This is a genomic window from Bacteroidales bacterium, from assembly GCA_016709865.1.
Classification (GTDB): Bacteria; Bacteroidota; Bacteroidia; order Bacteroidales; family VadinHA17; genus LD21.
Genome location: JADJLX010000005.1, coordinates 490,285 through 504,408, shown reverse-complemented (window position 1 = coordinate 504,408; position 14,124 = coordinate 490,285). Strand labels below are relative to the sequence as shown.

The window sequence follows — 14,124 nt, the reverse complement described above, 5'->3', positions numbered from 1 at the left end:
ATTTAAATTGCCAGATGAAAATACATAATCTATTTTTGTAAATCTTTTAATCCTCAAAAATAAATGAAGGCAGCAATTATAACAATAGGTGATGAGCTTTTAATAGGTCAGACGGTAGATACTAACTCAGCTTGGATGGGTGCTGAACTTAGCAAGGCAGGTTTTGATGTATATCGCATGACCTCCATCCACGACAGGAGAGATGATATTATATATGCCCTGAATGAAGCTGCCGGAAAAACTGATGTGGTTCTGATTACCGGAGGTCTTGGACCAACCAGCGATGATATAACCAAACAGACATTGTGTGAATTCTTTAACACTAAGCTGGTTATGAATACAGAAGTACTTAAGATGATTGAAGACATGCTGGCCCGGAGGAATTTCCCGATGAATGAGAATAACCGCAGACAGGCTGAAGTGCCCGAATCATGTCTTGTTATTAAAAATGCTGCAGGGACGGCACCAGGCATGTGGTTTGAAAAAGACGGGACAATATATATTTCAATGCCTGGGGTTCCTTATGAAATGAAATATATTATGCAGGAACATGTACTTCCTGAACTCAGAAAACGCTTTACATCACAAATCATAATTCACAGGAATATAATGACTTATGGAACAGCTGAAGCTAAACTGGCTGAGATCCTTACCGAATTTGAAGCGGCTCTTCCTGCTGCTGTTAAACTGGCTTATCTTCCTGCATGGGGAATCATAAAACTCAGACTTACAGCAACAGGCGAAGAACAATCTGTTATCGAAAAAATACTGGAAGAACAGGTAAAGAAACTATTTAAAGTAATTCCTGAATTCATTTACGCTGAAAATGAAGAGACTATGGAAATGGTAATCGGAAGACTCTTAAATGAAAAGAATAAAACCTTATGTACTGTTGAAAGCTGTACCGGCGGAGAGATTGCCCATATGATTACAAGCGTTCCCGGAAGTTCAGCTTACTATAAAGGATCTGTTGTGGCTTATTCAAATTCTGTCAAGACTCAATTACTTGGAATAAAAGAAGATACTATTAAACAGCATGGTGCTGTAAGCGAAGAAACAGTAATTGAAATGGCTATTGCAGCCAGAAAATTATTAAATACTGATTTTGCAGTTGCTACATCAGGAATTGCAGGTCCTGAAGGAGGAACTGAATCAAAACCTGTCGGAACATTATGGATAGCTGTTGCATCTGAAAAAGGGACAGTAACAGAGAAACGGATTCTGGGAAATGACAGAATAAGCAATATTAAAAGGTTTTCACTGGCTGCATTGAACCTCCTCAGAAAGCAGATTATCAACATTTAGCCAGTTTATGAACAAGTGTTATATAATTGTATATGTAATACTTAGCCCCCCTTTAGGGGGGTTGGGTGGCATGCAGTTAAAAAAAGTGCATCAAATATTTGTATAATCAGATAAAAATCACGTATTTTGCGCTTCATTTTAAAGGGACAAACGTTAGTTAAGAAGTAAAACAAACATCAATGTCAAAGATTTGTCAGGTTACAGGGAAAAAAGCGATGACTGGAAATAACGTTTCGCACTCAAAGAGAAGGACCAAGAGAAAATTTTATCCTAATCTTTTTGTAAAGAAATATTATCTGCCGGAAGAAGAGAGATGGATTTCTCTTAAAATTTCAGCTGCAGGCATACGTCTTATAAGCAAAAACGGACTCACAAGAGTTCTGAAAGATGCAAAGGAAAAAGGTTACATTTTGAATTATTAAAAACAGAATAGAAAATGGCAAAGAAGGCTAAAGGTAACAGGCAGCAGGTAATTCTGGAATGTACCGAGCATAAAGAAAGCGGACAACCGGGAACTTCAAGGTATATTACTACCAAGAACAGGAAGAATACTCCTGATCGTCTTGAAAGGAAAAAATATAATCCTATTCTTAAAAAAACCACACTTCACAGAGAAATAAAGTAAACAGTATAGACCATGGCAAAGAAAGTTGTTGCAACACTTAAGACAGGAGCAGGCAAGGCATTTACAAAGTGTATCAAAATGACCAAGTCGGATAAATCCGGAGCTTACCTGTTCAAGGAAGAGATCGTTCATAATGATCACATTAAGGACTTCTTCACTAAAAAGTAAGAGAAACATTAATACAATTTACTCTTAAGATATTCATAGCTTTCTTCTTAGCAGAAGGAAGCTTTTTTTATATTTACTTTTCATAATTGATTCAAAATGGCTTTGCTGGGATTTCTTGGGAGAGATAAGAAAGAGAGTCTTGACAAAGGGCTCGAAAAAACTAAGGAAAGCGTTTTTCATAAGCTCTCCAGGGCTGTAGCAGGAAAATCTAAGGTTGATGAAGAAGTACTTGACAACCTCGAGGAAGTACTAGTTTCCTCTGATGTGGGTGTCACAACAACACTAAACATTATTGAAAGGATTGAAGCCCGGGTTGCGAGAGATAAATACCTGAATACAAGCGAATTAAATAATATTCTTAAAGAAGAAATAGTTGCACTTCTGGAAAAGAATCAGAGTGATAAGGAATCAGATTTTTCAACTCCGTTCAAAACAAAGCCATACGTAATTATGGTAGTTGGTGTAAACGGGGCAGGAAAAACTACTACTATTGCAAAACTCGCTCATCAGTTCAAACTTGCAGGAAAAAATGTACTCATTGGTGCTGCTGATACATTCCGTGCTGCAGCTATTGATCAGCTTCAGATATGGGCCGACAGGGCAGGAGTAAAGCTAATCAAACAGCAGATGGGTTCCGATCCGGCTTCTGTGGCATACGACACTTTGCGTTCAGCTGTTGCCGAAGGCTCTGATGTTGTGATAATTGATACTGCCGGCAGACTCCATAATAAAATAAACCTGATGACTGAATTATCCAAAATAAAAAGGGTAATGGAAAAAGTCGTTGCTGATGCACCTCATGAGGTTCTGCTGGTTCTCGATGGATCAACAGGACAAAACGCATTTGAACAGGCAAAACAATTCACAGCTGCCACCGATGTAACTGCTCTGGCAATAACCAAACTCGATGGAACAGCAAAGGGTGGGGTTGTAATTGGAATATCGGATCAGTTTAAAATCCCTGTTAAATATATTGGAATCGGCGAAAAACTCGAAGACCTTCTGATATTCAACAGATTCGATTTTGTAGATTCGCTGTTCAGCTCTAAATGATTTCATGAAAAATAAAAAAATAAATATTGTAACATTAGGTTGTTCCAAGAACGTTGTCGATTCGGAGAAACTGCTTAAACAACTAAGTGCAGGAGGATACAGCGTTATCTATGATTCTGATGATACTACAGCCGGAACAGTAATAATAAATACATGCGGGTTTATTAATGATGCAAAGGAAGAGAGCGTTGACACAATCCTGAGGTTTGTTAAAGCAAAAGAGGCCGGACGCATTAACAATCTGTATGTTATGGGCTGTCTGGCTGAAAGATACGTTGATGCTTTGAAACATGAGATTCCTGAAGTTAAGCGATACTTCGGTGTTAACAATATGAATGACATTCTTAATGAACTGGGTGTCACAATGCGTTCTGATCTTCTTACTGACAGAACAATAACTGGTCCCGGTCATTATGCTTATCTGAAAATCTCTGAGGGTTGTGACCGTACATGTGCATTTTGTGCCATTCCGGCAATACGTGGCAAGTATATTTCAAGGCCACTGGAAGAATTAGTAAAAGAGGCTGAAAATCTCGCTGGAAAAGGAGTTAAGGAACTTATACTGATTGCCCAGGATCTTAGTTACTATGGCCTCGACCTTTATAAAAAACAAGCACTTCCTGAACTTGTCAGGGAGTTATTAAAAATTGAATCAATCGAATGGATACGGCTCCATTATCTCTACCCTGCAAATTTCCCGATGGAACTTATTCCTTTAATCAGAGATAATCCAAAGATCTGCCGCTATATTGACATACCTATTCAGCATATTACTGACAATATGCTCGGACTAATGAAAAGGTCACACAACAGGAAGGAAACCGAATTTGTCCTGAACAAACTCCGCAATGAGATTCCTGATGCTGTGATAAGAACTACTCTGATTGCAGGACATCCGGGAGAAACTGAGCAGGATTACACTGAACTTAAAGACTTTATATCAGAATTCAGGTTTGACAGACTTGGTGTTTTTGCATATTCTCATGAAGAGGACACCTTCTCCTATGAAAAGTATAAAGATGAAATCCCCACGGACGAAAAAGAATCACGGGTGGCGGAACTAATGGAACTTCAGCAGAATATATCGGCTGATTTAAATGAATCCCTTGTCGGAAGAACATTTAAGGTTATAATCGACAGGAGGGAGGGAGAATTTTTTATAGGAAGAACAGAATATGACAGTCCGGAAGTCGACCAGGAGGTTCTGATTTCTGTTGATCACAATCTGATTCCTGGAAATTTCTACAATATAAAAATTACAAAAAGTGGAGATTTCGATCTGTACGGTAGTCCTGTTTAAACGCTGAGGTCGACAGCCCCTCTGCCGCTCTGCGGCATCTCCCCTAAAGGGGAGTTAAACTGCATAAGGAAAATATTTCACTGATTTACAGAATAATAGCCCCCCTTTAGGGGGGGTTGGGGGGCAATTAAACTGTTGTATCTGTCTTCTCGGGCAGCTCCTCTTTTTTATGCTGAATTTTAATTTTGATCTCAGATTTTGCACTGTTGAATCCAACATTTATCAGATCTCCCTCATGAAGATTGGCTTTAATAAGAAGCTCAGCCATAGGATCTTCGAGATACTTCTGAATTGCCCGTTTGAGCGGTCTTGCACCAAAGTTAGCATCAAAGCCTCTTTCAGCAATATAATCTCTCGCACCTGTTGCTATTTTCAGTTTATATCCCAGCGACTGAACCCTGTCATACAGACCTTTAAGTTCGAGATCTATGATCTTGTTAATCTCAGCTTTACCAAGCGAGTTAAACATTATTACATCATCAATCCTGTTCAGGAATTCAGGAGCAAAAGTCTTCTGAAGTGCTTTCTGCAGAATACTCTTTGTATGCTCATCACGAGAAGCCTGTTTGGCAGAAGTATCGAATCCGATTCCATGTCCAAACTCTGCAATCTGCCTGGTCCCGATATTTGATGTCAGAATAACAATGGTATTTCTGAAGTCCACACGTCTTCCAAGGCTATCGGTAAGCTGACCTTCATCAAGTACCTGCAGCATAATGTGAAATACATCGGGATGTGCTTTCTCTATCTCATCAAGAAGTACAACCGAGTATGGTTTTCTTCTTACCTTTTCGGTAAGCTGTCCGCCTTCCTCATATCCTACATATCCAGGAGGTGCCCCCACAAGTCTTGACACAGAGAACTTCTCCATGTATTCACTCATGTCGATCCTCACAAGATTATCGGTAGTATCGAACAAAAACTTTGCAAGAACCTTTGCAAGCTGGGTTTTTCCAACACCGGTAGGTCCAAGGAAAATAAATGTACCTATCGGCTTGTTGGGATCTTTAAGTCCGGCTCTGTTCCTTTGAATTGATTTTACTACTTTCAAAATTGCTTCATCCTGACCAATTACGCTTCCTTTGAGCTCATCGGCCATATTTAAAAGTTTGGTACCCTCGGTTGTTGCAATTCTCTGAACAGGAACACCTGTCATCATGGCAACAACTTCAGCAACTTTTTCAGCATCAACCGTTTCACGATTAACAGCAAGTTCTTTTTCCCATTTCTTCTTCTCCTGATCAATCATGTCCAGAAGATCCTTCTCACGGTCGCGGAAGCTTGCTGCCTTCTCGAAATTCTGATTCTTGACTGCCATCATCTTTTCCTTCTTGGTCTCCTCAAGCTGATTTTCAAGAGAAAGGATCTTTTCAGGAACAACAATATTTGAAATATGCACCCTGGAACCTGATTCATCAAGTGCATCAATCGCTTTGTCGGGAAGATGACGGTCTGATATATAACGGTTTGTAAGTTTTACGCATGCATCAATTGCATCGTCGGTATACATTACATTATGATGCTCCTCATATCTCTCCTTAATATTATGGAGTATGTGAATTGTCTCTTCAATTGAAGTTGGTTCAACAATAACTTTCTGGAATCTTCTCTCAAGTGCACCATCTTTCTCAATATGCTGACGGTATTCATCAAGTGTTGTCGCACCAATACACTGAATTTCTCCGCGGGCCAGGGCAGGCTTTAGCATATTGGCAGCATCCAGTGATCCAGTTGCGCCTCCGGCACCTACTATAGTATGTATTTCATCAATGAAAAGTATGATATTGTCATTCTTGGAAAGTTCGTTGAGAATAGCTTTCATTCGCTCTTCAAACTGACCACGATACTTCGTTCCGGCAACTATTGATGCAAGGTCAAGAGCAACTACTCTTTTGTTGAAAAGTACTCTTGATACATTTTTTTTGATAATCCTCAGTGCCAGACCTTCTGCTATAGCTGACTTTCCTACTCCCGGTTCACCAATAAGTACGGGATTGTTCTTTTTCCTGCGCGACAGGATCTGTGCCAAACGCTCAATTTCCCGTTCTCTTCCGACAACCGGATCAAGTCTTCCTTCTTCGGCTGCCTTGGTAAGGTCAATTCCGAAATTATCAAGAACAGGAGTGTCAGATGATGATTTTGAAGACGAAGGAGAGGAGGGCTGACCTTTACCGGGGCCACTGAAACTCTGACCTTCATCGTCCTCATCCCTTGGAAAATCGGCTTTGGCAGACGGTGATTCTGCTTCAACCATCCTTCTCACTGACTGATAATCAACATCAAGCTCAGATAAAAACCTCGTAACAAGAGCATTTTCGTCTTTAAGGATCGCTAAAAGCAGATGTTCTGTATCAATAGTATTACTTTTTAATGCTTTAGCTTCAAGATATACCAGTTTGAGAATCCGTTCAGTACTTCTTAATAAGGGTATTACTTCGTGGTCAGCCACAGGAACCGGGCTTTCCACCTTAATGCTCTTCTCAAGAGAACCCTTAAGCACCAGAAGATCTATTCCCTGATTAATAAGTATCTCTATCGCCACGCTCTCACCGTCTCTGAGTATGCCCAGAAAAAGATGCTCCGGACTTATATGACTGTTTCCCAGCCGTATAGCCTCCTCTTTAGAATACCCGAGAATATCTTTTACCCTTTGCGAAAATTGTGAATCCATATTTTGATCTTTCAATTAGCTGATTAATAAAGTTAACGACAATATGTCAGATATACTCCGACAAAGTTACGCATAACTACATTTTCAAAGGTAAATTATGCATAATATCTGTATGACAATTTTCATGCCCAATTATGAACAAAGAATGTTAAAAAATCAGTGCACGGAAAGGTCAAAAATAGCCAAATATTAACTATTTTCGTAATTCCAAACCCCGGAATGGAGGTTTGCGTGTAAATGTTTAATTAATAGTCTGTTATGTCAGAGAGAGAAAGAATCATCCAGGTAAATATTGAGGAGGAGATGAAGTCGGCCTACATTGATTATTCAATGTCGGTCATTGTATCGCGTGCATTGCCTGATGTCAGAGATGGACTTAAGCCTGTTCATCGCAGGGTACTGTTTGGAATGTCTGAATTGGGAGTGCTTTCAAACAAAGCATATAAAAAGTCTGCAAGGATAGTAGGAGAGGTGCTCGGTAAGTTCCATCCGCATGGTGACTCATCGGTATACGAAGCAATGGTAAGGATGGCTCAGGAATGGTCATTAAGGTACCCCTTGGTTGACGGCCAGGGTAACTTTGGATCTGTGGATGGTGATAGTCCTGCCGCAATGCGTTATACCGAGGCACGACTCAAGAAAATTGCTGAGGAGATGCTTGCCGATATAGATAAGGAGACTGTTGACTTTCAGCCAAACTTCGATGATTCACTTACTGAACCTACCGTTCTGCCAACCAGAATTCCGCAACTGCTGGTTAACGGAGCCTCAGGTATTGCAGTAGGTATGGCAACAAACATGCCGCCTCATAACCTTACAGAAGTTATTGACGCTACAGTTGCTTACATTGACAATAATGAGATAACCAGTGATGAAATACTGCAGTATGTCAAAGGACCGGACTTTCCGACAGGCGGAATAATCTACGGAAGTCAGGGCATCAGGGATGCATGTGAGACCGGCAGGGGAAGGATTGTTGTTCGGGCTAAAACCGACATAGAACTGACTCATTCAGGAAGGGAGTGTATAATTGTCAATGAGATTCCCTACATGGTCAACAAGGCAGAAATGATCAGGAAGATTGCTGATCTTATTAATGAGAAGAAACTCGACGGAATATCGTATATCAATGATGAGTCGGACCGCAACGGGATGAGAATTGTAATAATCCTCAAAAAAGATGCAAGCGCAGCTGTGGTCCTTAACAACCTTTATAAATACTCATCTCTTCAGACCTCATTCAGCGTAAATAATATCGCACTTGTGAAGGGGCGTCCTAAGACACTTAATACAAAGGACCAGATTCATTATTTCGTAAAACATCGTCACGAGGTTATTATAAGAAGGACCAAATACGATCTTGACCAGGCAGAAAAGAGAGCACATATCCTTGAAGGTCTGATAATTGCCAGTGATAATATAGATGAAGTAATTGCAATTATCAAATCATCTCAGACTCCTGAAATAGCCCGCGAGAGACTGATGGAAAGATTCGGACTTTCTGACATACAGTCGAGAGCTATAGTTGAAATGCGCCTGCGCCAGCTAACCGGACTTGAGCAGGAGAAGCTCAGAGCAGAGTATGATGAGATTATGAAACTCATTGATTATCTGAAGAGTGTCCTTGCCAGTACTGAACTTCAGATGAAGATAATAAAAGATGAACTTCTTGAAATAAAAGAGAAATATGGCGATGCACGTCGTACAGAGATAGTACCTAACGCGGAAGAATTTAATCCTGAAGACTTTTATGCCGATGATGAAATGGTTATTACTATTTCTCACATGGGATATATTAAAAGAACACCACTCACTGAATTCAGGAGACAAAACAGGGGTGGTACAGGTGCAAAAGGCGGTGCCACAAGGGATGAAGATTTCATTGAGCATCTTTATATTGCTACAATGCACAATACAATGCTCTTCTTTACCAGAAACGGAAAATGCTACTGGCTGAAGGTTTACGCAATTCCTGAAGGCTCAAGAACATCGAAAGGCAGAGCAATGCAGAATCTTATTAACATCGAACCTAATGACAATGTCAGGGCATTTATAAATGTCAAGAATCTGAATGATGAAGAATACATTAATAATAACTTCATCGTGCTTTGTACCACCAAGGGAATTATCAAGAAGACATCACTCGAGGCGTACTCAAGGCCCAGGATCAATGGGGTAAATGCTATTACGGTAAGGGAAGGTGATGAGCTACTGGAGGCCAGAATGACTAACGGTCAGCATCATATAATGCTGGCTGTCAAGTCGGGACGCGCTATCAGGTTCCCTGAAGCATCAGTGAGACCGATGGGAAGAACTGCCTCAGGAGTAAGAGGAATCAGGCTGGCTAATGAGGATACCGACTTTGTTATTGGCATGATCACTGTTGAAGCAAAAGAAAAAGATATTATGGTTGTTTCTGAAAAAGGATATGGAAAACGATCAGATATTGATGGTTACAGGATCACAAACAGAGGCGGAAAAGGAGTTAAGACCATAAATATTACCGATAAGACCGGATTCCTTATTGCATTGAAAGATGTTACTGATAATCACGATCTGATGATTATTACCCAATTCGGAAACATTCTTCGCAGCCCGGTATCTGCTTTAAGGGTAATGGGAAGGGCAACCCAGGGAGTAAGATTGATCAATTTAAGAGAAAACGATATTATAGCCTCAATAGCCTGTGTACTTGTAAATGAGGACGATGAGCCAATTGAAACTGTTATAAATGAAGAAAGTAATATTAATGCTGAGGAAAATGGCAAAGAATTTGATGTTTAATAAGTAATATTATAAATTTGGAAAATTTTTAAAGACAATTTAATTAAAATTATAATCATGAAAAAGTATTTTCTGCTGATAGCAGCCGTAGTAAGTATCTCATTCGGAGCCATGGCCCAGAAGGGCAAAGTTACAAGCGCCTTGAGCTATATCGACCAGGGCCTTCTCGACAAAGCTAAAGAAGCAATTGACCAGGCAATGGTAGATGAAAAATCAAAAGACTGGTTTAACACTTATTTTGCTAAAGGTAAACTTTGCCAGGCCTCTTTTGAATCTGAAAATCCAAAATTCAAAGAGTTCTATCCCGATCCACTTGCAGAAGCATACGCTTCATATGAGAAAGCAATGGAACTTGATCCAAAAGGATCAATGAAGAAAAAGATCATTACTAACATGATCTACAACTCACTGGCTGTTAATCTTTATGCTCAGGGTAGTGCCAGGTTCGAGGCCAAGGAATATGAAGGTGCCCTGAAATCATTTGAAACTCAGATAAAAATAACTGAAAGTGATAAATACGCCGGAGCAATTGATACAGGGATGTATTATAATGCCGGACTGGCTGCAGTTAATTGTGGCAAATACGATGAAGCAATCAAATATTTCGAGAAGTGTGCTGAGATGAAATATCTTGGTATCACTCCTTATTATCAGATATATGAGAGCTGGCTGGGAAAAGGTGACACAATTAAAGCTGAATCTATTCTTACAGGTCTTACTGAAAAATTCCCAGGCGACAAGAGCATCACTCTTCAGCTGATTGACCTTTATATAAAGAGTAATAAAAATGAAGAAGCTCTGAAATATATCAAAGTTGCCAAAGAAGCAGATCCGGGTAATTACAGCTTATTTTTTGCTGCTGGGATTATTTTCCTGAATCAGAACAGAAATGATGAAGCTATTGTGGAACTCGGCAAATCAATCGAACTTAAAGGTGATTTATACGACACACAATACGGAATGGGAGCAGCCTATATCAACAAAGCTTCAGATATGTTTGTGAAAGCAAATGAAATTATGGATGTAAAAAAATACACCGAAGCAATTGATCAGGCAAATGCTGTCTATTCAAAAGCACTTCCATACATGGAAAAAGCATATGAACTGAAACCTGATGATGTTTATTCTATGAGAAGTCTGAAAGAACTGTATTACAGACTTAAGATGACTGACAAATACAATACAATCAAAACTAAACTTGATGTAATTGATGGTAAGTAATAATTACCTGAACTGAATACAAAAGGGACGCAATGCATCCCTTTTTTGTTTCAATATGCTGATAAACAGGGGATAGCAGTAAGTTTGCACTTGCAGTAGATACTTGATTCCTGAATCAATTTCAATATATTCTATTTTACATAATATTAATTATAGGCTTTATTAGATAATTTCCTGCCAGCTTGCTGGTTGACATAAAATCAGATACGCTTTACGCTTTACGCTTTACGCTCTACGCTTTACGCTTCTTCCTTTCTAACCAATCTATAAATAAAATACACAACCGTCAGAATAATAATAAATATCGCCATTGCTCCCAATTCCTTTAAAGGAAGATTTGACAATACCCATATTATTGTAAGAATACTGATTCCCGGAATTATATACCCGCCAGGTATCCGGTAATGACCCTTTTCTCCGTAGTTTTTAATCCTGAACCGGATAAGTGCAAGTATCACTCCCAGATAAATCAATAAATATGAAGCACTTGAAAGCATTGCTAGTTGCCGAAATTCTCCAATTGAAGCAAAAATGAATCCAATGGCTGCATAAACAATTATTGAAACATATGGTGTTCTGAATTTTGGATGCACCGACGCAAGTGCCTCTGATTTAAGTACTTTGTCCCTGGCTGCTGCAAAAAGAATCCTTGGCATATTAAGAACCATTCCACTTATATTTCCAAACATCGAAAATGAAGCACCAACCAAAACAATTGTAACTCCGATTGGTCCGAACATACGCTTGCCGGCCTCAGCCAATGGCGCATTGCGAAAATCAACTATTGAGCTGCCAAGTATACCCTGAACTGTAAGCTGAATAAGAATATAAAGGATAACAACAATCAAAATACTGAGCATAATGCCCTTTGGAATAGTTTTTACAGGATTTTTAATCTCTCCGCTTACATTCAGGGCTGTTTCGGCACCAACAAATGCAAATAGCAATATAAGAGATATCTCGCCAAGGTCCCTTGACGAATTAGTGGCAACTACCTGACTATCTGACGGATTAATAAAGAACCATCCGAGTAAACCAATCATCAGTAATGGTACCAGCTTTGCTATAGTGTTAATTTTCACAATCATAATAGCATTCTTAATCCCTCTGATATTTAAATATGCCAGTCCTCCGAAGACTACACCAAAAAACAGAATTCTTACCCACTGTAACTCAAATTGCGGTATAAAATATGCAAGTGTATCAGCAAGACCATTTGCCACTGCAGCATTAGCCATAATGGCTGCTCCAAAGATAAATATGTTGGTTGTCATGAAACCGGCATACTTACCAAAAGCTGTCTCAATATATGAATAAGCCCCGCCGGTCCTGGTAATCATCGAACCAATCTCAGCAAAACACAGCATTATGAAAATCATCAGAAAACCGCAAACAAGATATGCCCAGATACTTCCCGATCCAAGCCTTTCTGCTACAAGTGCCGGCAGGATAAATATTCCTGCGCCTATAATAATATTAATGGAATTGGAAACAAGCCCCCACAACCCTATTTCCCTTTTCAGACCTTCATCTTCTGTCATTTCCTGTTTTCTTTCTCGCTATGACGCTAAGGCGCTAAGCATTTTAAAGAGTATTCAGAATATCCTTAAGCAACCTGTCAAAATCCATTCCTCCTTTTGATGTTGAAGAATATCCCAATATTACAACTACCAATTCCTGTGAAGGCATAATGAAAATTCTCTGCCCATCGTGTCCGACACACATATACATATCTTCAGGTGCTGACGGGAGTTTTTTGCTCTTATTCAGCCAGAAGAAAGATCCGTATTCTCCTCCGCTTGCCTTAGCTTCTGATGTTGTATATTTTACCCATCCTTCAGGAAGGATTCTTTCGCCATTAAAAACGCCATCATTCTGATATAGAAGCCCGAACCTGGCGTAGTCGCGGGCTGTAGCATACAGGTATGAAGATCCGATCCTTGTACCTGTAGGATCAACTTCAAAAATAATATCAGGCATTCCTGTCTTAAAAAACAGTTCGGTATAAGGAAACTGATAATAAGTAGAATCATCAGGAAACTGCTTACGAATCAACCAGTTAACTATATTTGTAGTTCCTGATGAGTAATACCAGAATGTACCCGGATTATGTTCAAGCGGTTGTTCAAAAGAATATCTTCCCATATCACTTTCACAATGAAGCATAACATTAACAGACGATCTGTTACCGTAATCTTCATTCCATTTAAGACCGCTCTGCATCTGCATCAGGTCATTCATTGTTATTTTGCTTCTTTCATCTGCCTTCCATTCTTCAATATCTGCCGGTGACTGAATATCGATTTTTCCCTCTTTCACAAGTACGCCAACAATTGCATTTGTGAAACTCTTTGCCATCGACCAGCTGAGAAACCTTGTTTTACTGTTAAACTGCGGTTTATATGCCTCTGCTACCGGAATTCCTTTATGCAGAACCATGAATGCAAATGCATTGCCTGTATAAGCATTATCTTCAATCAGACTTTTTGTTATTGCATTAAGAGCTTCCAGATTAATACCGGTTACAGTGTCTGGTATAACATCTCCTAACGGCCATGCGATTGTATCCTGCGAATATCCTGACTTAACACTCAGTGGATATTTCTCAGAACGCAGTTCCTTTTCCTTGAAATCCCTCAAAAGTGTGACGCCAAATCCTTCCCTGTAGATTGCTTTTGACTTTCTCCATAGAAAACGACTTGTAACACTCTTATTATTTATATCAACCTTGTTTTTGGTATACTTAATGAATGAGAAATTGAGATCAACGTTTTCAACATCATTTTGTTCTCTTCCCGAGACAAACACGGCAGAACAAAGGTTTTTTGCAGCATATCCAGTAATTATAGGCAGCAAAGTATTAAGGTAGATGCAGCCTCCTAAAATAACTGCTCCAAAGAATGCAAGTACTCCGTAAAGTACTCTTTTTGTGGTTCTTGTCATTGTTTTTACTATTTATTAGTCAGTCATTGCGAGGAGTGTGCGACGAAGCAATCC

Annotated in this window: 11 protein-coding genes; 8 read left to right on the top strand and 3 right to left on the bottom strand. The window is 39.5% G+C overall.

The features are described 5' to 3' along the window. The first annotated feature begins 63 nt into the window (after positions 1-63). The 6 genes from IPJ16_10775 to rimO all read left to right on the top strand — a co-directional run bounded on the left by IPJ16_10775 (position 64) and on the right by rimO (position 4,451). Complete coding sequence (locus IPJ16_10775; GenBank protein ID MBK7627655.1) at positions 64-1,305, top strand: competence/damage-inducible protein A; 1,242 nt, start codon at positions 64-66, stop codon at positions 1,303-1,305. Positions 1,306-1,484: 179 nt separating this feature from the next. Further along, on the top strand, positions 1,485-1,727 hold the full coding sequence (locus tag IPJ16_10770; GenBank protein ID MBK7627654.1) for a 50S ribosomal protein L28: 243 nt from the start codon (positions 1,485-1,487) through the stop codon (positions 1,725-1,727). A gap of 14 nt (positions 1,728-1,741) precedes the next feature. Next, positions 1,742-1,930, top strand: coding sequence for a 50S ribosomal protein L33 (gene rpmG, locus IPJ16_10765; protein ID MBK7627653.1), 189 nt, complete (start codon positions 1,742-1,744; stop codon positions 1,928-1,930). A gap of 12 nt (positions 1,931-1,942) precedes the next feature. Beyond that, a complete protein-coding gene (locus IPJ16_10760) occupies positions 1,943-2,098 on the top strand; it encodes a DUF4295 domain-containing protein (GenBank protein MBK7627652.1) in 156 nt (51 codons plus the stop codon). Positions 2,099-2,194: 96 nt separating this feature from the next. Continuing rightward, positions 2,195-3,151 carry a signal recognition particle-docking protein FtsY gene (gene ftsY / locus IPJ16_10755; protein MBK7627651.1) on the top strand — a complete coding sequence of 319 codons (957 nt, stop codon included), beginning with the start codon at positions 2,195-2,197 and terminating at the stop codon, positions 3,149-3,151. A gap of 4 nt (positions 3,152-3,155) precedes the next feature. After that, positions 3,156-4,451, top strand: a complete 1,296-nt coding sequence (gene rimO / locus IPJ16_10750) for a 30S ribosomal protein S12 methylthiotransferase RimO (protein MBK7627650.1) — start codon at positions 3,156-3,158, stop codon at positions 4,449-4,451. A 127-nt stretch (positions 4,452-4,578) separates the two neighbouring features. Here rimO and IPJ16_10745 read toward each other — a convergent pair whose 3' ends face one another. Beyond that, positions 4,579-7,122, bottom strand: a complete 2,544-nt coding sequence (locus tag IPJ16_10745; GenBank protein ID MBK7627649.1) for an ATP-dependent Clp protease ATP-binding subunit — start codon at positions 7,120-7,122, stop codon at positions 4,579-4,581. Between the two features lie 258 nt (positions 7,123-7,380). Here IPJ16_10745 and gyrA point away from each other — a divergent pair, with 258 nt between their 5' ends. Both gyrA and IPJ16_10735 read left to right on the top strand, forming a co-directional pair. Next, entirely contained in the window at positions 7,381-9,906 is a 2,526-nt protein-coding gene (gene gyrA / locus IPJ16_10740; protein MBK7627648.1) for a DNA gyrase subunit A, read from the top strand. A 57-nt stretch (positions 9,907-9,963) separates the two neighbouring features. Continuing rightward, positions 9,964-11,127, top strand: coding sequence for a tetratricopeptide repeat protein (locus tag IPJ16_10735; GenBank protein ID MBK7627647.1), 1,164 nt, complete (start codon positions 9,964-9,966; stop codon positions 11,125-11,127). Positions 11,128-11,366: 239 nt separating this feature from the next. Here the strand turns inward: IPJ16_10735 and IPJ16_10730 are convergent, their stop codons facing one another. Then, positions 11,367-12,668, bottom strand: coding sequence for an amino acid permease (locus tag IPJ16_10730; GenBank protein MBK7627646.1), 1,302 nt, complete (start codon positions 12,666-12,668; stop codon positions 11,367-11,369). Positions 12,669-12,711: 43 nt separating this feature from the next. Continuing rightward, positions 12,712-14,070 (bottom strand): serine hydrolase, encoded by a 1,359-nt coding sequence (locus tag IPJ16_10725; GenBank protein MBK7627645.1) that lies wholly within the window; start codon positions 14,068-14,070, stop codon positions 12,712-12,714. Between the last annotated feature and the right edge of the window lie 54 nt (positions 14,071-14,124).